This window comes from Desulfuromonas sp. KJ2020 (genome assembly GCF_024197615.1).
Taxonomy (GTDB): Bacteria; Desulfobacterota; Desulfuromonadia; order Desulfuromonadales; family SZUA-540; genus SZUA-540.
On sequence record NZ_JAKUKE010000001.1, the window covers coordinates 1,465,796 to 1,491,378 of the forward strand.

19 protein-coding genes are annotated in these 25,583 nt (G+C 60.0%); 15 read left to right on the top strand and 4 right to left on the bottom strand.

Translation table 11 applies throughout. The features are described from left to right. Positions 1-24 precede the first annotated feature (24 nt). The 11 genes from priA (at position 25) to MJO47_RS06760 (ending at position 16,734) form a co-directional block, all read left to right on the top strand. Positions 25-2,190: a primosomal protein N' gene (gene priA / locus MJO47_RS06710; RefSeq protein WP_253960342.1), complete on the top strand. Its 2,166-nt coding sequence runs from the start codon at positions 25-27 to the stop codon at positions 2,188-2,190. Between the two features lie 309 nt (positions 2,191-2,499). Further along, positions 2,500-3,846 carry an NADP-specific glutamate dehydrogenase gene (gene gdhA / locus MJO47_RS06715; RefSeq protein ID WP_253960343.1) on the top strand — a complete coding sequence of 449 codons (1,347 nt, stop codon included), beginning with the start codon at positions 2,500-2,502 and terminating at the stop codon, positions 3,844-3,846. 394 nt (positions 3,847-4,240) lie between these two features. Further along, the gene (locus MJO47_RS06720; RefSeq protein WP_253960344.1) at positions 4,241-6,979 is read left to right on the top strand and encodes a bifunctional glycoside hydrolase 114/ polysaccharide deacetylase family protein; all 2,739 of its coding nucleotides are present in this window, start codon (positions 4,241-4,243) and stop codon (positions 6,977-6,979) included. Further along, the gene (locus tag MJO47_RS06725) at positions 6,954-7,685 is read left to right on the top strand and encodes a tetratricopeptide repeat protein (protein ID WP_253960345.1); all 732 of its coding nucleotides are present in this window, start codon (positions 6,954-6,956) and stop codon (positions 7,683-7,685) included. The genes MJO47_RS06720 and MJO47_RS06725 overlap by 26 nt, the downstream gene beginning before the upstream one ends. Then, positions 7,682-10,474 carry a tetratricopeptide repeat protein gene (locus MJO47_RS06730; protein ID WP_253960346.1) on the top strand — a complete coding sequence of 931 codons (2,793 nt, stop codon included), beginning with the start codon at positions 7,682-7,684 and terminating at the stop codon, positions 10,472-10,474. Before MJO47_RS06725 ends, MJO47_RS06730 begins: the two co-directional genes overlap by 4 nt. Before the next feature lie 27 nt (positions 10,475-10,501). Next, a complete protein-coding gene (locus tag MJO47_RS06735; RefSeq protein WP_253960347.1) occupies positions 10,502-11,026 on the top strand; it encodes a penicillin-binding protein activator LpoB in 525 nt (174 codons plus the stop codon). A gap of 3 nt (positions 11,027-11,029) precedes the next feature. Continuing rightward, positions 11,030-12,343 carry a PelD GGDEF domain-containing protein gene (locus tag MJO47_RS06740; RefSeq protein WP_253960348.1) on the top strand — a complete coding sequence of 438 codons (1,314 nt, stop codon included), beginning with the start codon at positions 11,030-11,032 and terminating at the stop codon, positions 12,341-12,343. After that, positions 12,340-13,347, top strand: a complete 1,008-nt coding sequence (locus MJO47_RS06745; protein WP_253960349.1) for a lipopolysaccharide assembly protein LapB — start codon at positions 12,340-12,342, stop codon at positions 13,345-13,347. The genes MJO47_RS06740 and MJO47_RS06745 overlap by 4 nt, the downstream gene beginning before the upstream one ends. After that, positions 13,335-14,864 (top strand): GT4 family glycosyltransferase PelF, encoded by a 1,530-nt coding sequence (pelF, locus tag MJO47_RS06750; protein ID WP_253960350.1) that lies wholly within the window; start codon positions 13,335-13,337, stop codon positions 14,862-14,864. Before MJO47_RS06745 ends, pelF begins: the two co-directional genes overlap by 13 nt. Beyond that, the gene (gene pelG, locus MJO47_RS06755) at positions 14,852-16,222 is read left to right on the top strand and encodes an exopolysaccharide Pel transporter PelG (RefSeq protein ID WP_253960351.1); all 1,371 of its coding nucleotides are present in this window, start codon (positions 14,852-14,854) and stop codon (positions 16,220-16,222) included. The genes pelF and pelG overlap by 13 nt, the downstream gene beginning before the upstream one ends. 104 nt (positions 16,223-16,326) lie before the next feature. Next, positions 16,327-16,734, top strand: coding sequence for a hypothetical protein (locus MJO47_RS06760; protein ID WP_253960352.1), 408 nt, complete (start codon positions 16,327-16,329; stop codon positions 16,732-16,734). A 49-nt stretch (positions 16,735-16,783) separates the two neighbouring features. Here the strand turns inward: MJO47_RS06760 and MJO47_RS06765 are convergent, their stop codons facing one another. After that, positions 16,784-19,366 carry a PEP/pyruvate-binding domain-containing protein gene (locus MJO47_RS06765; RefSeq protein WP_253960353.1) on the bottom strand — a complete coding sequence of 861 codons (2,583 nt, stop codon included), beginning with the start codon at positions 19,364-19,366 and terminating at the stop codon, positions 16,784-16,786. Positions 19,367-19,575: 209 nt separating this feature from the next. Here MJO47_RS06765 and MJO47_RS06770 point away from each other — a divergent pair, with 209 nt between their 5' ends. Further along, positions 19,576-20,766, top strand: coding sequence for a murein transglycosylase A (locus MJO47_RS06770; protein ID WP_253960354.1), 1,191 nt, complete (start codon positions 19,576-19,578; stop codon positions 20,764-20,766). Here MJO47_RS06770 and MJO47_RS06775 read toward each other — a convergent pair. Together MJO47_RS06775 and MJO47_RS06780 are read right to left on the bottom strand one after the other, a co-directional pair. After that, a complete protein-coding gene (locus tag MJO47_RS06775; RefSeq protein WP_253960355.1) occupies positions 20,761-21,291 on the bottom strand; it encodes a shikimate kinase in 531 nt (176 codons plus the stop codon). The genes MJO47_RS06770 and MJO47_RS06775 overlap by 6 nt on opposite strands. A gap of 76 nt (positions 21,292-21,367) precedes the next feature. Continuing rightward, positions 21,368-22,360, bottom strand: coding sequence for an NAD(P)H-quinone oxidoreductase (locus MJO47_RS06780; protein ID WP_253960356.1), 993 nt, complete (start codon positions 22,358-22,360; stop codon positions 21,368-21,370). 420 nt (positions 22,361-22,780) lie between these two features. Between MJO47_RS06780 and MJO47_RS06785 the strand changes: the two genes are divergently transcribed. Beyond that, positions 22,781-23,047 carry a type II toxin-antitoxin system Phd/YefM family antitoxin gene (locus MJO47_RS06785; protein ID WP_253960357.1) on the top strand — a complete coding sequence of 89 codons (267 nt, stop codon included), beginning with the start codon at positions 22,781-22,783 and terminating at the stop codon, positions 23,045-23,047. Positions 23,048-23,124: 77 nt separating this feature from the next. Next, positions 23,125-23,352 carry a type II toxin-antitoxin system RelE/ParE family toxin gene (locus MJO47_RS15615; RefSeq protein ID WP_371926635.1) on the top strand — a complete coding sequence of 76 codons (228 nt, stop codon included), beginning with the start codon at positions 23,125-23,127 and terminating at the stop codon, positions 23,350-23,352. A gap of 108 nt (positions 23,353-23,460) precedes the next feature. Here the strand turns inward: MJO47_RS15615 and MJO47_RS06795 are convergent, their stop codons facing one another. Next, positions 23,461-23,835 (bottom strand): c-type cytochrome, encoded by a 375-nt coding sequence (locus MJO47_RS06795; RefSeq protein ID WP_253960359.1) that lies wholly within the window; start codon positions 23,833-23,835, stop codon positions 23,461-23,463. Positions 23,836-24,881: 1,046 nt separating this feature from the next. On the opposite strand from MJO47_RS06795, the gene MJO47_RS06800 reads away from it, so the two are divergent. Further along, on the top strand, positions 24,882-25,556 hold the full coding sequence (locus MJO47_RS06800) for an NAD(P)/FAD-dependent oxidoreductase (RefSeq protein WP_253960360.1): 675 nt from the start codon (positions 24,882-24,884) through the stop codon (positions 25,554-25,556). Positions 25,557-25,583 lie beyond the last annotated feature (27 nt).

Here is a 25,583-nt window from a genome sequence, read left to right on the forward strand (position 1 = left end):
ACTTGCCTGATTGCCACCGTCGCCGTGGCCGCCCCCCTCGATAAAACGCTCGCCTATCGGGTGCCGGCGGCACTGGCGCCGGCGATCCGGGTCGGGGTGCGGGTGCGGGTGCCACTGGGACGGCGGCAGGCCACCGGCTATCTGCTGGCGGTGCAGGAAGGGAAGGATGACGGGCTCAAAGAGATCGCCGAAATCCTCGATCGCGAGCCCCTGTTCAGCCAGGAGTTGGCGGCCTTTTACCTGCGGGCGGCGGACTACTACCTCTACCCGCCGGGCGAGGCCGTGCGCACGGCGCTGCCGGCCGGGTTGTCCGGGCGTGGGACCGATGTGGCCGTGCTGCGCGAGCGGATCTATCTCCCTCTCGAACAGGAGGGGCAGCCTGCGGGCGGACGCCAGCGGGAGATTCTCGATTATGTTCGTCGGCAGGGGAGGGCGACTCTGACGGGTATCCGGGGGCAGTTCCCTTCCCCCTATGCGCCTCTGGCCCGCCTGGTCGCACTGGGCTTTGTCCGGGAAGACGAGGCGGAGAAGGTGCGCGACCCTTTCCTCGCCGCCCCTGTCCCCGCCGACGTGCCCGTAGAGCCTTCCTCCGATCAGGCCGAAGCCCTGGAGGCGATCGAGGGCGCCCTTGAGGCCGGCGGATTCGCGCCCTTTCTGCTGCACGGCGTCACCGGCAGCGGCAAAACGGAAGTCTACCTGCGGGCCATCGCCCGGGCCGTGGCGCTCGACCGCACCGCCCTGGTACTGGTGCCGGAAATCGCTCTGACTCCCCAGCTGGTCGGCCGTTTTCGGGCCCGTTTCCGCGACGGCGGTCCGGTCATTGCCGTGCTGCACAGCGGCCTCTCGGACGGCGAGCGCTACGATGCCTGGCGGGCCATCGCCCGTGGGGAGGTGTCGATCGTCATTGGCGCCCGCTCCGCCCTCTTTGCCCCCCTGGCGAACCTCGGCATCATCGTGGTGGACGAGGAACACGAGGCCAGCTACAAGCAGGGGGAAGGGTTTCGCTACAACGCCCGCGATCTTGCGCTCATGCGGGCGCAGATGAGCCAGGCGACCATCGTGCTGGGCAGCGCCACCCCGGCCGTCACCACCTGTCACCGTGCTCTGGAAGGTCAGATGGGGTATCTGCGCCTGACGGGGCGGGTGTCGGAGCGCTCGCTGCCGGCCGTCGAGCTGGTGGACATGCGCGGCGAAGCCCTGACCGGCGCCCTCTCGTCGTCTCTCGCCAGCGCCCTCGAGGGCAATCTGGAAAAGGGGGAGCAGTCCCTGCTGCTGCTGAACCGGCGCGGGTTTTCCCCCTACCTGCTCTGCGCCGATTGCGGCGCCACCTTCCGCTGCCCCAACTGCGAAATCACCCTTACCTATCACCAGGGTGCTCGCCAGCTGCGCTGCCACTATTGCGACTATCACCTGACGCCCCCCGATCTCTGCCCCTCCTGCCGGGGCGGTGCCATCCTGCCCGAGGGGACAGGTACCGAGCGGCTGGAAGAGGAATTGCGCGGCCTCTTTCCGCAGGCTCGCATCGCCCGCATGGATCGGGACACCATGGGTCGCAAAGGAGCCCATGGGCAGCTGGTGTCCCGCATGGAGGCCGGCGAAGTCGATATTCTGGTCGGCACCCAGATGGTCGCCAAGGGTCTCGATTTTCCCGGCGTGACCCTGGTGGGGGTGGTCAACGCCGATTCAACCCTCAATTTTCCCGACTTTCGCTGCGCCGAGCGCACCTTCTCTCTGCTCACCCAGGTGGCGGGGCGGGCCGGGCGGGGTGAGAAGGCGGGGCGCGTTCTCATCCAGACCTATTCTCCCGAGCACTATGCCCTGGCCTGCGCCGCCAACCACGATTATGGCGACTTTTTCGAACAGGAAATCGGCTTTCGTCAGGAGCTGGGCTATCCCCCTTTCGGCTATCTGGCCAACCTGGTTCTCGCCGGCAACGAGGCGGGCAAAGTGCAGAGCGCGGCGGATACCCTGGCTTTGGCTCTATCCGAAATGGCCGGGCCGGTCGAGGTTCTCGGTCCGGCTCCCTGCCCGTTGTCCCGTCTTCGCGGCAAAACTCGCGTTCAGATTCTGCTCAAATCCCCCCAGCGTCCCCCCCTGCGCCGCCTTCTGCACCGACTCGCCGTTATGCGGCATAAAGTCGGGGCGGGCGTCCTTCTCTCCATTGATGTCGATCCTCTCGATATGCTGTGATTGAAAAAGAGGCAACACGCCCTTTCCTCTCCCTCCTTAGACGATTTTTTTGCGCAATCATTGTGCAGAGAGCGGATTTTTTGAGTAATTGCTGAGCAGCCAATGTACTCAGTGATTAAGATAGGGGCAGCTTGCCCCCGGTTGGGGGAAAGGAAATTGTTCTTTATGATTAATGTGTTAGCAGTGATGTGCTAATAAAGAGGCATTGTGGCACGGAATGTGGATTCGATTGATCGGTTACCGAAAGCAAGTCAGCCGTCGATCCCCGTGAAAAACGGATTTAACCCATATCCCAATACAGGAGGCAGTATGACCAAGCTGGACGAAAAAGTAGAGCCTATGTTTCAGGAAGTCCTCAAGCGCAACCCCGGCGAGACCGAGTTTCACCAGGCTGTGCGGGAAGTCATCGAATCCCTCGGCCCCGTGCTGGTCAAGCACCCCGAATTCGGCCACCACAAGATCATCGAGCGTATCTGCGAGCCCGAGCGTCAGATTATCTTCCGGGTGCCCTGGCAGGACGACAAGGGCGAGGTTCACATCAACCGTGGCTTCCGCGTCGAGTTCAACAGTGCTCTGGGCCCCTACAAGGGCGGCCTGCGCTTTCATCCTTCCGTTTATCTCGGCATCGTCAAATTCCTCGGCTTCGAGCAGATTTTTAAGAACGCCCTGACCGGCATGCCCATTGGCGGCGGCAAGGGCGGCTCCGATTTCGATCCCAAGGGCAAGTCGGATGATGAAGTCATGCGTTTCTGCCAGAGCTTCATGACCGAACTCTACCGCCACCTTGGCGAGTACACAGACGTGCCCGCTGGTGATATCGGTGTCGGTGGCCGCGAAATCGGCTACATGTTCGGCCAGTACAAGCGCATCACCAACCGCTATGAGTCCGGCGTGCTCACCGGCAAGGGTCTTGATTGGGGCGGCTCCCTGGTGCGTCCCGAGGCTACCGGCTACGGCGCCACTTTCTTCGTCAACGAGATGCTGAAGGCCCGCAAGGATTCCTTTGACGGCAAAATCTGCTCGGTTTCCGGTTCCGGTAACGTCGCCATCTACACCATCGAGAAGATCACGGAGCTTGGCGGCAAGGTCGTTTCCTGCTCCGACTCCAACGGCTATATCTACCACGAGGCCGGCATCGACCTCGATCTGGTCAAGCAGCTCAAGGAAGTCGAGCGTCGCCGCATCAAGGATTACACCAATTATCACAAGGACGCCAAGTACGTCGCTGGCGGCAACATCTGGCAAATCCCCTGCCAGGTGGCCATGCCCAGCGCCACCCAGAACGAGATCAACGGCAAGGATGCTGCCCTGCTGGTCAAAAACGGCTGCATTGCTGTCGGCGAAGGCGCCAACATGCCCACCACGCCGGAAGGGGTCAAGGTCTTCCTCGACGCCAAGATCGCCTACGGTCCCGGCAAGGCGGCCAATGCTGGCGGTGTGGCCACCTCTGCTCTGGAGATGCAGCAGAACGCCAGCCGCGATGCCTGGTCCTTCGAGTTCACCGAGAAGAAGCTCGAGGACATCATGGTCAACATTCACCGCCTCTGCTACGAGACGGCCGAAGAGTATGGCGAGCCCGGCAACTACGTGGTCGGCGCCAATATCGCCGGCTTCATCAAGGTGGCCAAAGCCATGGTCGCCATGGGTCTCATCTAAGAGATCCATTCTGTATACCGTACCTTCGAGGGCCCGGCTTGCCGGGCCCTTTTTTTATAACTGCAGCCGTCTTTCTTGTTGTGTGCCATGGCGCACATGTGGCACTTTTTTCTGAAGCGGAGAACCATCAGATATGGTATCCAGCTTGGCGATCCGAAGGTTTTTCTGTTCTGCAGAAGCGTTTATGTCCATAGCCCTGCCTCTACGGCCTGAGATTTGTTTAATTGGCCTGGACTGAAATGAAAAAAAGCCTATAATCTGGCCCGATTGTCGAACCGGCATGACTTTTGGATGGAGATATGGCGGGTGTTTCAAATATGCCCTCTTTTTGGTGATATGACCGATATCTGTTTTGGGTGATGCGAGTCTTTTGGCCCCCTGCCAAGGTTTCCCCATGCTGCGAATTGTACTGTTTCTGTCGCTGTTGCTTTATGCCGCCCTCGCCTTTGCCGAGCCGTTCACGGTGGCGTTCTACTACGCCGATAGGCCCCCGGTCGAGGAATTACAGGCTTTTGATATCGCCGTCGTCGACCCCGGCGCCGGTTTGTCTCCCTCAGAATATCGGTCCAATCACAGTGAACTTTTTGCCTACGTCAGTGTCGGTGAGGCGGAACCCTTCCGTTCCTATTATGCCGAGATGGAGTCCGCCTGGCTCCTGGCTGACAATCCGGCCTGGAAGACCAAGGTACTCGATGTTGCCAATCCCGAGTATCAGGCTTTTTTCCTAGAGCGGATCATCGATCCTCTATGGGCTGCCGGTTACCGTGGCTTTTTTTTAGACACTCTCGATTCCTACCTTCTCCTGAATGATGATCAACGTCAAAAGGCCTTGCAAAAGGGCCTTATCACCATGGTTCGTGGAATTAAAGAGCGTTACCCGGAGGCCCAGCTGATACTGAACCGCGGCTTTGAAATTCTGGATGAGGTCCGGGATGTGACCTTGGCCGTGGCTGCCGAATCTCTCTTTCGCCGCTTCGATCCCCTGACCGGTATTTACGGTGAAGTGACTGAGGCGGATCGGCGCTGGCTGCTGCAACGGTTGAACGAGGTTCGTCGGGCCGGACTCCCGGTCATCGGCATCGATTATGTGCCCCCGGGCCAAAGGGAGCTGGCTCGTGCCACCGCCGGTCAAATCCAGGAACTTGGTTTTATCCCCTGGGTGACGGACAAGGATCTGGCTTCTCTGGGGGTCGGTGCGGTGGAGGTGATACCACGACGCATCCTCGGCCTCTACGACGGCAGCGAGGGGCCGGATCCGGTTTACAGCAATCTGCAGCGCTACGCGGTGATGCCCTTAAACCACCTGGGCTATCAGGTCGAACTCCACGATCTGCGGCAGCCTCTGCCGTCAGGGACTCTGGCTGGGCGCTATGCGGGGGTCGTGGTCTGGCCCAATTCCGACAGTTCCGGTGGCAGGCAGGGCCTGGCTCCCTGGCTGGAGCGAATCATGGCGGAAGGAATCAAGGTGGTTTTTCTCGACCGCTTTGGTCTGCCGATTCCGGCCATGACCCGTTTCGGTCTGGACGTTCTGACGCCGACCGGTCCTGCTGGGGAGGTGCGGATAGCGCACCGCGATCCGTTGGTCGGCTATGAAATAGCGCCTCGCCCCCGGTCCTCCAGCCTTATGCCGGTTCGTGTCGGTTTGCAGGATCGTTCTCTGCTGGCTCTGAAAGACGACAACGGAACCCTGTCGGATGCCGTGGCCATCACCTCGTGGGGGGGCTACGCGCTGGAGCCCTTCGTCATCAGGGAGACGGTGGGCGATCGCGCGCACTGGGTCATTGATCCGTTTGCCTTTTTCCAGCAGGCCCTTCGCCTGCCCCTGGTGGCGGCTCCCGATGTCACCACAGAAAACGGGGTACGGATGCTGCTGACCCACATCGATGCCGATGGCTTTGAAAGCCGGGTAGAGCGTCCCGGCACCCCCCTGGCCGCTACCGAGTTACGGAAGCGTATTCTGGAGCGGTATCGTCTGCCGACCACTTTTTCCGTCATCACCAGCACCCTGGGGGATCGTGGTGACGTCTCCGATGAGGCGGCCCAATGGCGAGAAGAGGCTCGCCGGATCTTTGCTCTCCCCTTCATCGAGGCAGGCAGTCACACCTATTCACACCCCTTTTACTGGCAAGACTCTCCCGAGGCCAAGGAAGGCTATACGGAGAAATACCTGCCCATTCCCGGCTATTCCTTCAACCTGGAAACGGAGATTGCCGGCTCCATCCGGTTTATGGAGGAAAATCTGCTGCCGCCCGGGAAAACCGTCAAGCTTCTGCAGTGGTCCGGCGACTGCATGCCGGGCGCCGAGGCCCTGGCCGCGGCCTATGCCGCCGGCGTCGGCAATATCAACGGTGGCAACACCACCATCACCGAATCGGACCGCAGCCTGACCTCCGTCGCGCCCCTGGGCGTGGCCCGTGACGGCTATTACCAGGTCTTTGCTCCCAATCAAAATGAGAACGTCTATACCAATTTGTGGACCGGCCCCTTTTACGGCTACCGGCGCGTCATTGAAACCTTCCGCCTCACCGACTCCCCCCGGCGGCTTAAGCCCATCAATATCTATTACCATATCTATTCCGCCACCAAAGAGGCCTCCCGCCAGGCCTTGGAAGATGTCTATGACTGGGCCCTGTCGCAGCGTCCCCATGCCATTTATACCTCGTCCTATGTAGACAAGGTGCTGGATTTCAACCGCACGGTGGTCGCTCGCCAGCAAGGCGGCTGGCTCATTCGCAATGCCGGTGCATTACGGCAGCTGCGTCTGCCCAAGACTGCCGGTTATCCGGATCTGGCCCAAAGCCGCCATGTCCTGGGGTGGTCCGACCAAGGAGATAGCCGCTACGTCCATCTCGGTCCCGGGGGGGAGGCCTTGCTGGTGCTTTCGGCCGCTCCATCCCGCCTGCCGTATCTGCAATCGATAGGGGCGGAAATTCTGGCCTGGGACCGTCATGACAGGGGCATCCGCCTTGAGGTCGAGGCCCATCTGCCGACTACCGCGACCTTTGTCGCGCCCAAAGGGTGCCGCTTGAGAGAGGGGACCGACCAGCCGCCTTTTTCGATCACGGCCAAGGGATCCTTGCATACCATTGACCTGCCGGAGGGTAGACATGTTCTTGAACTTCTCTGCCCTTGAAAATCCTTCACGGCGGGAGCGCTTTTCCCGGCCGCTCGCCGTTATTGGCACGGCTGTCGCTTTTATGGGGGTGCTGGCGCTCTTCTACCCGGAGCAGGAACTGTTGAACCTGGTGCGGCAGGACAACACCAAAGGTCCGGCCACCCGGGTTTATCTGCAGGCGCTGTTGCGGACACGACCGCAGGATCATGACCTCCGCCTGCGGCTGGCGGCCCAATATATGGATATGGAACAGTATCGTCAGGCCCTGCGGGTGCTGGACGCTGCGGTCGGAGAAGTCTCCGCCGCCGAGCGCGCACGCTATGCCGAGCTGCTCGTGACCAGCCTCGAACGTCTCTTCGCCCTGGACCAGGCCGAAGTCTGGCGTCAGCGATTGGTGGCGCTGGGGCGAAACGTCGATGTCACCGATCCGACAGAACCAGATGCTTATCGCCGTCGCGCCCAACAGGTTTTTAACCAGATGAGCACCGCCACCAGTCTGGAGCAGCGACGCACCCTGTTTTTCAGGGCGCTGAGGATTTTGCAGGAGGGCAACCTTCTGCTGGAGGCACTGGCGGCCGCCGATGCCCATATCGGTCGACTTGCCGGCGACCGCGAGACGCTGATCTTCCTCACCCGGCTGGCCCTGTCCGCCAATCGGCCAGACCTGGCTCAAATCTATATCCGCCAGGCTCTTGGCCTGTCGACCCAGGGAGGGAACCCATGAGATGGCTCGCGGTTCTGACTCTGGGCGGCCTGCTGGTTATCTCAACCCTCTTTGCCGGGGAAGGACGGGCCGAGGACGGGATCACCGCCCCCTATGACCAGGAACTGTATGAGCTGAGCTACGAGGTTTTTCTGGCCAACAGCAAACCGGACGAGGCCCTCGGGGTGGCGGAAAGGGCTCTGGCCCGGCAGCCGCGCCACCGGGGTTGGCTGCGGCGGGCGGCTCAGGCGGCCGACTGGTCCAATGCGCCGGAAAAGGCGCTTCGCTACTGGTTTGCCCTGGCTCCTCGCGATGAGGCCGCCACCTCCCGTGCCACCCAGCTTGCCCGCAGCCTGAACGATCTGCCCCGTCTCAAGGTGCTGATCGGTTATCAGCTCGACCGCCACGACGATCCTGCTCTCCTGCTGGAGTACATTCGTCTGGCGGAGGAAACCGGCCGGCCGGATGAAGCCCTTCGCCGGCTGCAAAGACCGGCCGCAAGCTGGCCCCAGACCCTTGTTCTGGAACAGCAATTCCGCCTGCTGGATCATAGCGGCTATCCCCTTGAAGCGCTGGCGGTCCTGGACAAACTTGCCGCTTTGCGCCCCTTGACTGCCGCTGAAGCCTTACGGGGGGCCGGTCTTTGGGCAGGTGTAGGTCAGCCCGAGCAGGCCTGGGAACTGCTGCAACGAACCGCACCCCATGTAGATTTTCTGGAAAACTTCTTCTGGGAAGGCGTCAGTGATCTGGGTTGGGGGCTAGGTCATGAGGATACGGCCGGCAACGCCTCGAAAATACTGGTAGACAATGGGGTCGGGCGGTTTCAGGATTATCAGCGTCTGGTCGAACTGTGGCGGGAAGAAAATCCCGAAGCCGGTTACGAGACGGCCCTGGCAGGCTGGCAGAGGCACCGTCATCCCTATCTTCTGCTGGTGGCTCTGGATACCGGCATCTCCCTGGGTCGGTGGGAGCAGCTTGAGCGCACCCTCAATGGTCTCTCTCCGGAAGAGCGTGCTTCGGTGGAAGAACTGGCCATCTATTGGCAATATCGCGCCCAGATTGCCCGCCAGCAAGGCGACATAGAGAGCGCTCGGCGCTACAGTCTGGAAGCCCTGCGCCGTGAGCCCGCCAACGAAGCCATTATGGCTTCTCATCTCTGGCTCCTTCTTGACTTAGGAGCGGTAGGCGAGGCGACGCGCCTGGCCGATGAATGGGGTACCTCCGCTGAATCCTCCTCCTTTCTGCAGGAGACCCTGGGCGCCGTTTATCTGGCGGCGGGCGAACCGCTGCGAGCCCTCGATTTTTATGGCGCGGCGCTGGCTCGCCAGCGCGACAACCCCTTCTGGCTGGCTTCCTACGCCGATGTGCTGGAACAGGCCGGATACCATAGAGCATCCACCCAGGCCAGGCTGACGGCCATGCGCATCCTGCACCGTCAGGGGGAACAGCCCTGGAACGTCGCCGAGCAGAAAGAGCGTGAGCGGTTGCTCGCCCAGCTGGGTTTGCTGATGAAGCCCGGGGATGCCCATGACGCGCTGATGCGTCACCTGGTCGAGGACCGCCATGCGGCCGACCGCGATCTGGTGACCGGCTGGCTTCTGTCCCGGGGCTGGCCTGATCAGGCGCGGCTGTGGTTCCTGCGGGCCTATGTTCGTTCCACGAAAAAACCCGGCTGGGCCGAACTGGAACTCGCCCTGCAGAACAACGATCGTCCCGCCATGGCCAGCCTGTTGTCGCGGACGCCGGAAGGACTTCCGGTGCCAGCGGCTGTGGAGGCCAACCGTCGTCTCGGCCAGTTGCCGCAGGCGGAGACGCTGGCGTTCGAACACTTCCAACGGCATGAGCAGGATTCTCTCTTCGATGCCCAGGTGCGGGATATGTTCGATGCCCGTCGCTCTGAGGTCTCCTACGGTCTGAGTATTCTTGAGCAGGATGGCGCCGTTTTTGTGGAAAATCGCCTGGCGGCTGCCGCGCGTGTCAAGGAACGCTGGACCGCCCTGGCAGAGGCCTTCCGGATTGAACAGCCCGCCGCCGAAGCCGGCAAACTGGCTAATCCCCCGGATGCGGCAACAGGCTTTCGGCTGGGGACTTCGCGCCGCCACCGGGATGGAAAATGGACCCTGCTCGGCGGGCGGACCGACGCAGTCTATGCTTTCTGGACCCTGGCCTTTTCCGCCGAACAGACGGTCTCTTCCCGTCTGACCCTGAATGTGAACCTGGCCCTCGGGACACAGGCCGAAGAGAATGTTCCCTTACGGGTCGGGGGGCTTAAAGACGAGGCGACGCTGGAAGCCTTTTGGAGCCTGGCTTCGCGTACTGGCCTGGGCGGGCGTCTTAGCCTGCTGTCTCTTCGCGATCAGGATCGACGGTCCCTGGCGGAAGGGTCCGGGGTGGATATCGAGTTGACCCATCGTCTGGCCGTAGCCTGGCCTGACCTGGGTCTGCGCCTGTTCGGAGGCTACCACGACTACGGCCGCGCCGGTCTGCCCCAGGGCCGCACCCTTGCCCTGGTTCCAGTGGGGGCAGACCCCGGGAGCTTTTTCGTACCGGAAAGTTATGCTCAGTTCGGCGCCGGTCTCTTCTTCGGCCAGGACTGGAAGTTGTCCTATACAAGGGACTGGAAGACCTTTGGCGCGGCAGATAGCCGTTGGAACAGCGTGTCAGGAATGGGCTATCGCTATGAACTGGGCGCGGTCGGCCCCCTGTTCGGTCTCGATGCCCTGCAGATTGATTTCTCACAGGATAGCGGCTCCTTTGGGCGCAGCGATGTGACGACGCAGTTCATGTTGAGTTATCGGTTGTATTTTTAACGGATTGCAAGGATAGGGAGGTAATGTATGAAGAGACTCATGTTTCTGGTTATCATGATGGCGATGCTGGCCGCCGGCTGCACCACTATTCACCAGTCAGCCCGAGGAACCGTTCCTCTGGAGGCGGAATGGGTGGTGCTGCCCTTTATCAACAACACCGAGACACCTTATGCGGCTGAACGGGCCGAAGCTATCACCACGGCGTTGCTCTACGCCAAGGGTGTGCAGCGCTTGACGCCCGTACCGGCGGATGTCCTCAAGGACGACCTGCTTCTGCCTGCCCGTGGAGAAAAGAACCTGCAGGCGGCTTTGCAGTGGGCCCAGAATCGGGGTGCTGCCTATGCCGTTTCCGGCACGGTCACCGAATGGCGCTACAAGGTCGGTCTCGATGGCGAGCCGGTCGCCGGCGTGACTCTGCAGGTCCTGGCCTTGCCTGGCGGGGAGGTCGTCTGGTCGGGTAGCGCCAGCAAAAGCGGCTGGAGCCGGGCTTCGGTCAGCGCCGTGGGCCAACAGATACTGGAGAAACTCATTTCATCCATTGAGGTTCGCTGACCTATGCGCTGGTTTCCCGAACGGGGTTCACAGTTGACGGCTTCGGCCTGGGTGGAGAGCCTGGTCATCGTGCTCGTCGTTCTGGGGCTGGGGTTTTTTCTCCGTCCGCAGGATCCCTTCTTTTTTCAGGCGGACTTCCCCTGGCTCTGGTTCGCTCCTCTTCTGGTGGCTCTGCGCTACGGCATGGCGCCGGCGATGATGTCGATAGTCCTGTTGGCAGCGGCTTGGCTGCTTGCACGCTGGGCTGGGCATGTCGCTGGCGACTTTCCGTTACTTCCCATAGCTGGCGGAGCTCTGTTGACCCTGGTGAGCGCCCAGTTCAGTACCGTCTGGAACCAGAGGCTGCGGCGGGCCAAACAGGTGGCCAGCCACGCCGAGGAGCGCTTTGAGCAGCTTTCCCGCGCTTATTTTATGGTGCGTCAATCCCATGATCGACTGGAGCAGAACCTGATCAGCAAGCCGGTCACCTTGCGTCAGGCCATGATGGACCTGCGGCAGTTGCTGAGCCGAACAGGCGGTGGCCTACAACGGGAAACGGCTACTGAGCTTCTGGGCATTTTGTCTACCTACTGTTCGCTCGAAAGTGCCGCTATTCACGAAGTGGTCAACGAAAAGGTCACGGCTGAACCCCTGGCTTTTTGCGGCCGAGGGGGACTTTTCGTGGAGGACGACCAATTACTCAAGGCCGCCATGGAATCGGGTAATATGGCCTACCAGGCTGCGAACCGCCTTCGCCGTGAAGAGCGCAGTCACTACCTGGTCACCGCACCTGTACGCAGTAGTTCAGGTAACCTCTACGGCATGCTGACGGTTACCGAGATGCCTTTTATGGAACTGCACCGGGAAACTCTTCAGGTTCTCGCCGTGCTGATTGCTTACGTAGCTGATCATGCCGAAGCTGTAAGCGCAGCCAAACCCATACTCGATGTTTACCCGGATTGTTCCGGGCCCTTCGCGGCCGAACTACTCAAGATGGTGCGCCTGCACCGTGAATTGGGGGTGCCCAGTACTTTGGTCAGAGTATCCATTCCCACGATGCCTCAGCTTGAAAATATCTGCACGGTGCTCAAGGATCAGCAGCGGGGACTGGATCACACCTGGCAGCGCCATACCCCCGCAGGAGTCCAGTTCATTACCCTCATGCCCTTTGCGGGAATGGGCGCCGCCGAGGGGTACCGGACCCGGATCAGTGAAATCCTGGTACGGCGATTTCGGTTTTCCCTGCAGGACGAACCAGCGTCTTTCCATTCCGTCATTATCGCCGACGCCGAACCGCTCACGCAATTGGAGGATCTTCTCGAGGAGGTCAAGGTATGAGCTGGAGCCATCTGCTCCTCTATGCCCTGTTGAGTCAAGCGGCGGCAGTGCTGGCGCTCTTCAGCCCCTATCCTCCTGAAATACAGCTTTGGCTCTTTGTTGCCGCTCACCTGATCGCCTCCCTGCTGCTTTCCGCTCTGCTGCTGGCGGTTATGCCCCACCGTTTTGTCAGGCGGCGCAGTTGGGTTCTGCTGCTTTTTTTCACGATTTCCTTCTTTATCCCGGTCTTGGGCGGGCTGGGGCTTGTCGGGGATATGATTTATTTCCGGGTGACCCGCAAGGCGGCCAATCGACCTGAGTATCACAGTCTGAAACTTCCACCCTTCTTGCAGGAAGGCTCTCTCATCGCGCAGGGCATGGGAGAGGGAGGAGCCTGGTCCCGACTGCGCACCCTCGATTTACCACGCCCTCAGCGGTTAAAGGCCCTGCTGGCCGTGAGTGCGGTAGGCGGCCGGAAAATCAACCAGCTGCTTCGTCTTGCGACCGGGGATACGGATGACGAGATCCGCCTGCTGGCCTTCAATCTTTTTGACCGGCAGGAAAAAGTCATCAGTCAGACCATCAGCGATAACCTCGGGAAGCTGAGGACGGCGACGAATCCGCTGCAAAAGGCGGAAGTCTGCCGCACTCTGGCCCTCTCCTACTGGGAGATGGTCTACAATGACCTTGCCCAGGCTGAATTGCAGAATTTTTTCGTCGAGCAGTCGTTGCAGTACGCCCGCCAGGCCTGTGAACTGGGGGGGGAGGAACCAGCCATGAGTCTGCTGATCGGCCGCATTTACCTGCGGCGGGGTCAGGTTGAAGAGGCTGAGAAGATGATCCGGAAAGCGTTGGCTCTTGGTGCACTTCCGGCCCGAACGCTGCCTTATCTGGCCGAAATAGCTTACTCTCGGCGTGATTTTCAGGCCCTGTCGGAGTATCTGCGGCAGGAGCCGTCATTGAGACACAAGCCCGGAATCGGGCCCGTTGCGCAGTTTTGGGGGGATTCATCGTGGCAAGAGTAAGATTTCCCAGGGCCGCCGAGGTCGACATCATGCTGCTGTTGGAGGGGACCTTTCCCTTCGTCAGCGGCGGCGTCTCCAGTTGGGTGAACCAGATGATACGCGGATTCCCACAATGGCGCTTCGGTGCGGTCTTCCTTGGCAGCCGGCGGGAAGATTACGAAGATTTCAAATACGAACTGCCGGACAACCTGATCCACCTTGAAGAGCATTATCTCCACGGTGACAAGCTTAAGCCCGTTGTCACACCCTGTCGTGGAGATGCTCAGGGTTTCGAGGTTATTCGAGAACTGCACGAGTGGTTTCTCAACCCTCAACAAGGCTCCCTGCCGGAGGGGATGAAAAACCTGGCCTTTTATCGCGATTCTCGGCACGGCGTCGATTTCTTCCAGTTTCTCCATGCGGAAAGATCCTGGGATTTTATCGCCGAAAAGTATCGGACACGCTGCACCGACCCTTCCTTTGTCGATTATTTCTGGACCGTCCGCAATATGCACATGCCCGTATGGCAACTGGCGGAGATCGCCGCCAATTTGATTCCAGCCCGCCTTTACCACACGGTCTCCACGGGTTATGCCGGTTTTCTTGGTGCCCTTCTCCATCATGCGACCGGGCGCAAACTGCTGCTGTCGGAGCATGGCATCTATACCAAGGAGCGGCGCATCGACATTCTGCACAACGAGTGGATTCTGGATCGCCGCAACCCCCTGCAGAAAGACCTGACCGAGGTCAGTTACTACCGGGAGCTGTGGATCCGCTTTTTCGAGACACTGGGCCGATTCTGCTACGATGCGGCCGGCACGACGATCTCTCTCTTTGAAGGGGCACGCCAGCGGGAGATTGCCGATGGCGCGACGGCAGAGCGCACCCGGGTGATCCCCAACGGTATCGAGCTGTCGCACTTTTCTCCCTTGCGCCGACTGCGGCCCATGGCCCCGCCGCCCATCATCGCTCTGCTCGGTCGCGTTGTGCCCATCAAGGACGTCAAGACCTTCATTCGAAGCCTCCGCATTTTGTCTGCCCGCCTTCCCGAGGTGCAGGGGTGGATTGTCGGACCGACGGACGAGGCGCCCCACTATGTGGAGGAGTGCCGCCGCTTGGCCGAGAGCCTCGCGGTGGACGACCGGGTTCATTTTAAGGGATTCATGGACCCGCGAGAGCTTTTCCCCCAGATCGGCCTGCTGGCCTTGACCTCCATCAGCGAGGGCTTGCCCCTGGTGGCTCTGGAGGGCTATGCTGCCGGCATCCCGCTGGTGGCTACCGATGTCGGCTCCTGTCGCCAGTTGGTGGAAGGATTGGGCGTGGAGGACGAAGCCCTGGGACACGCCGGAGCGGTGGTCCCCATCAACAATCCCCAAGCCGTGGCCGAGGCCTGCCTGGGGCTGCTGTGCGATCCGGGCGCCTGGCAGAGGGCGCAGGCAGCGGCCGTGGCCAGGGTGGAGCGTTTCTACACTCAGGAGAGGATGTTCACCGAATATCGGCAACTTTACGAGGAAGGACTGGCACCATGGCAGGCATAGGGTTCGAACTGCGCAAACTCCTGCGCCGGGATACCTTCTCCGGACTGATGATGGCCTATGCCTATGCCGGCGTCATCAGTTCCGGCCCCTGGGTTCTGTCCATCGTGGCGGTGCTGATCATTGGCGTCTTTTCCGTGCCGGTGGTGATCCCCCCTGACCTGGTCCGTCAGTTTCAGACCATTCTGACGACGATCATCGCGGCCAGCCTCATTCTCAGCGGCTTGGTGCAGCTGTCCTTTACCCGCTATTGCGCCGACCGTATTTTCAAAAAAGAACACGGGCTGCTGCTGCCCAACCTCAACGGCCTGCTGCTGCTGGTGAATATCACCGCCGCTGCTCTGGCCATTCCCCTGGTCATCTTCATCTTTCCGGGATTGAGCCTGCTGCTGCGCCTGCTCATCGTGGCCAGTTTTGTGACGGTGTGCAACGTCTGGATCGGCACGATCCTGCTGTCGGGGCTCAAGGCCTACAAGGCCATCCTGTTCAACTTCCTGCTGGGGTACGGAATCGCCCTGGTTTTGGCCTGGGGCCTTCGTTACTGGGATCTGGAAGGGTTGCTGCTGGCATTTCTTGTCGGCCAGTTTGCCCTGTTCAAGGGGATGCTCTACGTCGTCTATCAGGGATATCCTTCCCGGCATTTCATTCAATTCGATTTCCTGCGCTCCGGTCGCATGTATCTTTCCCTGGTCTTTACCGGCTTTTTTTACAACATCGGCATCTGGATCGACAAAATCGTCTTCTGGTACCATCCCTGGACCAGCGAGTCGGTGGTTGGCCTGTTGCGCGGTTCGCCCATCTATGACCTGCCCGTCTTCATCGCCTATCTCGCCATCATCCCCGGGATGGCGGTTTTCCTTATGCGCATCGAGACCGATTTTGTCGAATACTACGACCATTTTTACGATGCCGTTCGCGAAGGAGGCTCCCTGGGCTACATCCACGAAATGAAGGATGAGATGGTCCGTATCACCCGCGACGGCATCTATGACATCATGAAAATCCAGGGGATCGTCATTCTGCTGGTGGTAGTGGCTGGCGGCACGTTGCTGCAATGGGCCGGGATCTCCCGGATTCATTTGCCCCTGCTGCAGATCCAGGTGGTGGCTACCGGCTTCCAGGTGGTGTTTTTGGGGCTGCTCAATGTCTTCTTTTACCTTGACCGCCGTAACCGGGTGCTGCTGCTCACCGGCCTTTTCATGGTGCTTAACGGTCTGCTGTCCTGGCTCTCCATTCAACTCGGCCCCTTCTTTTACGGCTATGGTTTCGCCCTCTCTCTCGTCATCGCCGTCAGCGTCGGCATGGTACTGCTCGATCGGGATCTCGAACGGCTGGAGTACGAGACCTTCATGCTGCAATAAGATCTGCAGAGGTGGAATATTTGCACTCTCGTCCGGCGGTGCTAGTATGAAACTAACCACGGATTCCCCGTGGGGGAAAACAAATGAACAAGAGGGAGGCGAAGATGAAACGTCGGTCTATTGTGGGAGCGGTGCTGGCGGCGGCGATCCTGGTTCCAGGTTCCGCCGTTTTAGCGCAGGAGCAGATGCAGACGCAGGAACAGATGCAGACGCAGGAACAGATGCAGACACAGGAGCAGATGCAGACACAGGAGCAGATGCAGACACAGGAGCAGGCTCGTGAGCAGGTTTATGGCTGGGAGCTGATGACAGAAGAAGAGCGTCTGCAGCATCGGGAAAAAATGCGCACCCTGACCACGGAGGAGGAGCGCAACCGTTACCGTCAGGAGCATCACGAGAAAATGCGGGAAAGGGCGAAGCAGCAGGGGGTGGAACTCCCCGCCGGCCCGATGCCCCATGGCAAGGGGATGGGGCCGATGGGTCCCGGCCCGAAGGGTGGCGGTAAATATTGATGCATAAGAAAAGGCCCGGAGCACCGGGCCTTTTCTCGTGGGGCCAGGCTCAGCGGTAGCAGAGGAGTTTTTGCGAAACCACGTCGGCCAGCAGGTGCAGGCCGTCGCCGGGAAGCTGGCAGACGCGGACGACCCGGCGATATTTGCTGCTGGCCGGCATGAGGGCTTCCAGGCTGTTGGGCTGGGCGTCAAGCCAGGCCCGGTCGAAGGTACAGGTTTTGTTTTCGGGAAAAATGGCCAGGTAGAAGATATCCGTTTCCACCAGGTCCTGGAAGAAGTGGGAGCCGAAGGAAAGCTCGGGCATGAGCCCGCCGCTGCTGAAGGCGACTTCGCCCAGCACTGCAAAGTTATTGATCTCGGAAAATTTCACCGGGACTCCGAGGGCCGGCGTGGAGGTGCCCCAGCGCCCCGGACCCAGCAGCAGGGTGGGGCTCTCGAAGCGGTCGTTGATGCGTTTGTTGAGGCGGCCGATCAGGCGGGCGACGTCGTATTTTTCCGTCAGGGCGAGCCGGGAGTATTCCTCCGCATCGACGGAGATGACGCGGGTGATCTTCTGGGAGAGATTGCCCCCCATGAAGTTCCCCTCGCTCTGGATGAAGATCCGCTCGGCCGGAATGCTCTCGGGGATCTCCACCTTAAGCTCCTGCCCCTTGGTCTGCAGCGGTCGGCATTGCACCACATTGATTTTCGGCGTCCCTTCCGGCGTGAAGTTGACCGTAAATTCAGCGTCGACGGGGTAGTCGTAGGCCTTCTCCAGGGTTTTTAGCAGGCGCTGCATCATGGGGGTGAAGTCGCCGTCTGCCAGCAGCCGGTCGAAGGTCAGCAGCCAGTATTCTTCCCCCTTACGGCCCCGCTCGGCCAATCTTTTCATGGTCTCCTCGTCCCGCACACCGTAGCGCTGGATGGTCAGGTCGGGGTTCTCCCGCAGCAGGGCGGCCAGATTGACCGTTTGCAGACTGTTGTCGTTGACGTTGAGCAGATCGACATCCCGCTGGGAGAACTTGCGGGTGTCCTCAAAACCGGCGTGGGGGCGCTTGAGGGGGGAGTCGAGGGCGACAATGCGGGGATAGTCTCCCTCCACCCGATCCACGGCCCGGGTACCGAGGCCGAGCACGAGCCGCAGCATGCCGGCCTGCGGGTCCATCCCCTTGTCCCACACGAAGGTGTTGTAGGAGACGCCGACCCCGGCCAGTTCGGGGTAATAGAAGTGCCGGTGGTAGGAGCCGGAGACACGTTGGATCAGCAGGGCCATCTGCTCGTCGAGATGGTCGAGGCCCCGCTGCTTGCGGTAGCTCAGGGCGTCCTCGCTCATGGCGCTGGCGAAGATCTGGCGGATGGCTTCTTCGAGTTTTTCGTAGCGCTGTTCCGGGGTGCCCTGATTGACGCAGAAAAAACTGTCGTACTTGCCGGCGAAGGCGTTGCCGAAGCCATCTTCGAGCAGGGAGCTGGAGCGGACGATGATGGGATACTGGCCGTAGTATTCCAGCATCTTGCGCAGACTTTCCCGCACATACTCGGGCAGCTTGCCGTGCAGCATCTTCTGGCGCAGCTCCTCGGCGGCGCTGAAGTAGCCTTCTTCGGTTTTCTGCTCCATGTAGAGCTTCCACCAGCCGTTATGGACGATGTAGGAGTAGTAGACGTTGCTGCCGACGAAAAAGGAATCGTGGGATTCGAGGACATCGGACCAGTCGAACTCCGTGTCCCGGCGGAGAATGTCGCGGGCCAGCAGCATGCCGACGGTTTTGCCGCCGATGAAGCCGGTGCCGATCAGGCGCTTTTTGATGTGGAGCAGGTCCTGCAGAGAAAAGGTGCGCCGGGCCAGGGACAGCATGCGATCCTCTCGGCCGATGAGGTGGTGGCAGAGATGGTCGACCATTTTGGCCTGTTCCTCGTGAGCGTCCGGCTGGCGCGCGCATTCTTCGGCCTGGAGGAAGAGACGATGCCAGTGGTCCAGTTGGCGGGTGGCGCTGCTGCCGTCGGGGTCGGCCAGGCGCGACAGCATATTGGTGGCCTCATAGCTGTTGGCCAGAGGCATGAAGCGCTCCCCGTCCAGCCGGTGCGGCAGAAACATGGTGGGGGAGTGGCGTTCCCACACCTTGAGGGGATGAATATGGATGCGGCCGTCGAAATTGTAGACATCGAGCAGAACCTGGGTCGTCTCGCGGATGCGGGCGATGGTCTGCAGCGAGTGGCGGTCGCGGATGAGGGCGAAGTAGGCGACGGTGTCGAGTTCAAAGAGGTAGGGGCAGGTCACCTGGAAAAAGTTGCCGATCATGTGGTCGGTAGCCCAGGCCGACAGCAGGTCTGAGAGACAGTCAAAGACATAGAACGCCCCGATCCCTTCTGCGGTGATGATGGCGTGAATGCGGCTGGCAAAGGGCTCGAAACCCCGCCGGGCATCGAGCTCGTGAATCATGACGTCGTCACCGGGCGGGACCAGCGGAGGGTGCTGGCCGAAGCGCATATAGATAATGCGCCGCCCCTTTTTTCTGGCCGCTTCCACGTAAGGGGTGACAAACTGGCGGTAATCGTCGATATCGTCGACCTTCCACACCACGTTGTCACCGATGCGCAGATCGTCGAGAATTTCATCCAGTCCCTTGAATCCGGTGGTCACCCGTTGTGTTTTCATGCCGACTCCTTTTTATGCAGGTCAGATGTGATTGAAAAATCATGCCGAAGAGTGCCTGTTTTTATAGCATGACAGACCCCTTCTGGTCACGGTTTTCCTGATGTCGTGGGCGTTTGACCACGACTGGAAAAAAGCTTATGGTACATTCCTGCCAAGAAAAGGTTGTCGAAATGAATAAGAAGGATCGGAACAGATCAGGAAGGGGTGCCATGATGAGGAATTTTCGTCGCCGCCTGGCGGGCCTGGCGGCCTGCCTGTTGCTGGGGAGCCTATTTGCCTGTGCGCCGCCCCCCAGGGTCGAGCTTCCCGTGGAGGAGGCACCGGAGGAGGCGCCACCGGTGCCGGTCCCTGTTCCTCCCCTGGCCCCCGTGGACTGGAATGCGGTCGATGGCTGGGAACAGGACGCCATGTCGCCCGCCCTGGAAGTGTTTATGAAAAGCTGCCGAAGCCTGCGCTGGCGGGACGGCTGGCAGGAGGTCTGCCGCGAGGCGGCAGAACTTAATCCCTATGACCAGGCCGCCGCCCGTCTCTTTTTCGAGACGCGTTTTCAGGCCTATCAGGTGCGCAATGCCGACGGCAGCGATACGGGCATGATCACGGGATACTACGCGCCCGATCTGCGGGGGAGCCGCCAGCAGACCGCCCGTTTCCGCTATCCCCTCTACGCCGTGCCCGATGACCTGCTGGTGGTCGATCTGAGCGCCATCTACCCCGAACTGGGCAATTACCGCCTGCGGGGCCGGGTGGAGGGGCGCCGGGTGGTTCCCTACTGGACGCGGGAGGAAATCGATAGTGGCAAGCAGCCCCTGGCCGGTCAGGAAATCTTCTGGGTGGAAGATCCCGTCGAACTCTTTTTCCTGCATATCCAGGGGTCCGGCCGTATCGTGCTCGAAGGCGAGGACCCGGTCATGGTGAATTACGGCGACCAGAACGGCCATCCCTATCGTTCCATCGGCAAGCTCCTGCTGGAGCGGGGGGCGATGACCCGCGACCAGATGTCCATGCAGAACATCGCCGCCTGGGCCCGCCAGAATCCCGATCAGGTCAACAGTCTCCTCGGCGAGAACCCCAGCTACATCTTCTTTCGCGAGCTGACCGACGTGCAGAGCCCGCCGGGGGCCATGGGGATTCCCCTGACGGCGGGGCTCAGCCTGGCCGTTGACCCGCGTACCATTCCGCTCGGCGCACCGGTCTTTCTGCAGACGACCTGGCCTAGCAGTGATTTGCCTTTGCAGCGCCTCATGGTGGCTCAGGATACGGGCGGCGCCATCAAGGGAGCGGTGCGGGCTGATTTTTTCTGGGGGATGGGGGATGACGCCGGCGCCTACGCCGGACGCATGAAGCAGCAGGGTCGCCTCTGGGTGCTCTTGCCGAAGGATATGACGCCCCCCGGTCTATGAGACTGATGGCGCCAGCAGCGGTCGGACCGCCGCCACCGTCTCCAAGGCAACCTGGCCGGCGCTCTTGCCGCCGCAGTCGAGGCGCAGGTCGGCATGGCGCCGGTAGAGGGGGAGTCTTTTGCGGTAGAGGTCGTTCAGGGATTCTCCCGGCTCCATAACGACGCCGCGGGCGTCCAGGTCGTTGAGGCGCTCGACCAGTTCGGGGAGGGGGACATCAAGGAACACGGCGATCCCCCGGCGCTTCAGGGCCGCCATGGCCGCGTCGCTGTAGACCGCCGAGCCGCCGGTGGCGATGACGGTCTGTTCGGCCGCCAGCTCGAGCAGGGTCTGTTCTTCCACCTGTTTCAGGGCGCTCAAGCCCTCGGCCCGAATGATGGCCTGCAGCGTCCTCTTTTCTCGCGCCTGAATCAGCACATCCGTATCGACAAAGTCCATGGCCAGCAGCTTGGCCACCACCACGCCGACGGTGCTCTTGCCCGCGCCGGGCATGCCGATGAGCACGATATTGCTTCGCGACCCTTCCATCCTCTGCCCTTTCTCGCGGTTTCTGAAAATCGGGAACTCGGGCGCCCCCAGCTGGCGGCGCCCGAGACAAACCTTCTTACTCGGCGGCGATCTGCAGCACGATTTTGCCGAAGTGACGGTCTTCATCCATCATGCGGTGAGCTTCCACCACGTCATCGATGGAGAAGGTCTTTTCGATGATGGGCACAATGCTGCGATCGGCGAATTTGGGCAGGGCCCGACGGGTGAATTCGGCCACGATGTCGCCTTTTTCCGAAACGGGGCGCGAACGCAGCACGCTGCCAATGATCTGCTGACGCTTGACCATCATGAGGGCGAGATTGAGTTCCGCCTTGATGCCGCTGATGACGCCGATAATGACCAGCCGGCCCTTGTAGCCGAGGGAGTTCATGTTGGGGGCGAGGTACTTGGCCCCAACATGATCGAGGATGACATCGACCCCCTTCTTGTGGGTGAACTCCTTGACCACCTCGGTGAAGTCGGGGGTCTGGGTGTAGTCGATGACCAAGTCGGCGCCGAGCTCTTTCACCCGCTCCATCTTGCTGGGGTGGGCCGTGACGATGAGCTTGGCGTTGGGGGTCAGCGCTTTGGCCAGCTGCAGCGCCGCCGTGTTGACGCCACCGCCGCCGCCATGCAGGATGGCGGTCTGGCCGTCCTGCAGATCGCCGATCATGAAGACGTTGAGAAAGGCGGTGATGTACGACTCGCACACGCAGGCTGCCTCGGCAAAGCTCATGCTCTCGGGGATGGGCATCAGGTGGTTGGCGTAGGCCACCGCGTATTCGGCGTAGCCGCCGCCGCCCACCAGGCTCATGACCCGGTCGCCCGCTTTCCACTGGCTGACCTTGGGCCCCACTTCGGCCACCACGCCGGCCACTTCCAGACCGAGAATCTCCGAATCGCCGGGAGGGGGCGGATACTTGCCCTCACGCTGCACCAGGTCGGGCCGGTTGATGGAAGTGGCCATCACCTTGATCAGAACCTGGTTTTCACCGGGCACCGGCCGCTCTGCCTCACCCACACGCAAGACCTCCACACCACCAAAACCGTCGAGTTGAACTGCTTTCATAATCCCTGCCTCCTTTGGGAAAGATGTCTGTCAAAAAAAGAATAAAACAGCGTGTTGATTATAAGGAATCCCTGTGAGGTTGCAACCCCAAATCCGGTGGGGAGATTTCTGAACGGCTTGCTGCCCCCCTTTACCCCGGTCCCGGCCCATGGGCAATATCCCACCCCAGCGGGATGGTCAGGCCTATCACATTAATGCCAAGACGAAAGGGGCGTGTTATTGATAGAGCAACTCAAGGCGATCATTAAGTGTGCAATGGCGACCACTTGGACTTGCTCCTGGTTGCCTTTCTTGCACATTCCATGAACGGAAATGAGGGTCATCCCCTATTTTTCATAATTCTCCATTCTTCGAGCATCTTGGGTGTTCTTGGCGTACCATTACTTAGGTGCTATTAAGTGGTCAAAAGGAGGTGTGGTCATGGCCATCAAGTTTTCAGAAGATATAGTCCCACTGGCAGATGTAAAGGTGAATCTTGGAAAGGTTATCCGCCGAACCAGGGAGTCCCATCGACCAATTCTATTGACCAGTCGAGGCCGGGGTGTTGCCGTTGTGCAATCGCTGGAGGATTTCGAGTTGGCAGAGGAGGAAAAGGCTTTTATGCGGGCAGTTGTCGATGGTCTTGACGATTTGGACAACAATCGTCAGGTCGACCTTGATACGGCAAAAAAACGGTTGGGCCTGTAAGCGCCATGTCCAAGGTTCTGCAGGTTATATTTGCCGAATCAGCGGTCAGGGATTTGGAAGAAATCCGCGAGTATTAGGTGGAGCAACAGGTCCCGGATGTCGGAGATCGTGTCGTGCACGAGGTCATCGCCTTCATTGAAGACCTATCATCGCATCCAGACAGAGGTAGAATGGTTCCTGAGTTCAACCAATCCAGACTCCGAGAGCTGATTCATCCCCCGTTCCGAATCGTTTACCGCCGCGACCCACAAAGTCTCCGCATTGTTCGTATCTGGCGAAGTGAACGGTTGATGCGCCTTCCGTAGTGCAATAACCCCTCGTAGGCCCTGATCTAGTAATCAAGCTTTTTGCATGACCCAGGGAATCCAGGACAAATGTCCTCAGGCAGGGGTGGACAAGGGGCTGATCAGGCGTCAACTGCTGGTGGTCTGAAGGGACTTCAGATATGTGGTCAGTTCATCGATCTGGGCAGGGGAGAACCGCTCGCCAAAAGCGGGCATCCCGTTTGGACGACCTTCGCGGATGCTCGTGCGCAGGGAGTCGGGGTCGCCACCGTAAATGAAGTCTGGTCCTTGCAGGGACGGGCCTTTGGAGGCCCACCCGCCCTTGCCTCGTTCACCGTGGCAGGGGGAACACCACGTGGCAAACTGTTGCGCGGCCGTTTTTTCGCCTCTTGCTTCAGGCCCAGAGGATTCCTGGCAGCCCAGAAGCAGGAACAGGAAGAGGCCCCCGCTCACGGCACGCCACAGGCAAAGGCGGTGGTGGGAGAGGATGTTATTTGGATTCATGATCACCGGGGCTCCTAGGATAAAAGTCGTCTCTCGGAAGAGTGAACAATAAAAACAGGCCAAAAAGCATGTTTTTTTCTCGCTCTTTGTGGAACAGGAATGATGATGGAACCCTATCACGGCCTCCACTAAAGTCAATATGGGGGGTGTTCTGGGGACATCCTACTAGGCAAGGTGTCGTGGGAGTTTCCAGAAGTTTGCCGGTCATGTCCGCCCGCTTCTCCGCCATCCATTTTTGCGCTCATTTATTCAGACTTACCTTTTTTCTGCGACGGAGATCCCACCAGATCCAAGCCCCGCTGAGGGTCATCCAGAGCAGGCCTATACCAATGAGAGAGTGGTAGATCCATCCGAATAGGCCAGGCCCGTGATGCATTTTAGCTATAATCAGACTCCATGCGGTTTGCACCGCCTCCGGTGAGTTTTCGGCAAGGGTTGAAGCCACTTGAGTAAAAACTCCATAGGTCAGAATCAGACCGCTAAGTCCCTGAAGAAAAAGGAAGGGTGCGAGGAGAATGCCCATGCGCCTATGCCAGCGTCGAATGTCACGTATCTCCATGTTCACTACAACAACTCCTTTCATCGATAGTTATTGAATGGCCTTTCATGTGGCTCATCTATGTTTGTTTGTATCAGTCACAAGGCGTCTGTCAAACACGGAAAGGCCAATTTCCCCAGCGGCGGTTCGAACTAGCGGGAACCCTTCTGGCCGACATGTCTGACCGGTTCTTTGGATGAAAAAAGGGTCAACGTGATCAGAAGGCATGAGCGCATCGGCAGGTTTTTTGGCGCAGAGCAGTTTGGCGTCAGGCTGGAGACAGTGCCGGGACGTTTGCTTGAAAGGGGCTAGCCAGAGCAAAGGTGGAAGGTAATTAAGTAAGGCGCCTCCTGCGGTGGGCCGTGGGGGCTGTCAATCCAGCTTTTTGTCAGGATACTGAGGACCCCTGACAACGTGTCGGGGTTGACAAATGCCTGACTTGACGTTAAAAAAGCGTGTTTATAAATACAATTTTCACAGATGCTATTATCTGACAGGGGGAGTTTTTATGAAAAAGGATATCCAGGAAAAAGGGGCCATTATTCAGCGCGACAAGGAGACTTATGCGGTGGCTCCGCATATTCCCGGCGGCATTACCAATCCGGCGACCCTGCGCAAGATCGCCGATGTGGCGGAGAAATACGGAGCTCAGGCGCTGAAGCTGACGAGTGCCCAGCGCATCGCCATTGTCGGGCTGCCCGAAGAGAAGCTGGATGAGATCTGGGAGGAGCTGGGGGAGAAGCCCGGTGCCGCCATTGGGCTCTGCGTGCGCAGCGTCAAGATCTGCCCCGGCACCACCTTCTGCAAGCGCGGCCAGCAGGATTCCGTGACCGTGGGGCTGGAGATGGATGAGAAGTACCACGGGCTGCAGCTCCCCTGGAAGTTCAAGATGGGGGTCTCCGGCTGCATCAACGACTGCGCCGAAGGGTGCATCAAGGATGTTGCCCTTATCGGCACGCCCAAGGGCTGGAACGTGATGGTCGGCGGCAACGGGGGCGGGCAGGCGCGTCTCTCCTACAAGCTGCTCGAGCATGTGCCTACCGACGAAGAGGCTTTGGCCGTGGTCGATCACATCATCCAGTGGTTCAAGGCCAAGGATCGCAAGTGCCGCCTCGGCAAGTTCATCGACGAAATGGGCATCGACGCCTTCCGCGACGAACTGTTGCAGGACTTCAAACCCTGAGGCATTAAAAAGGGGAGCCCAATCGGC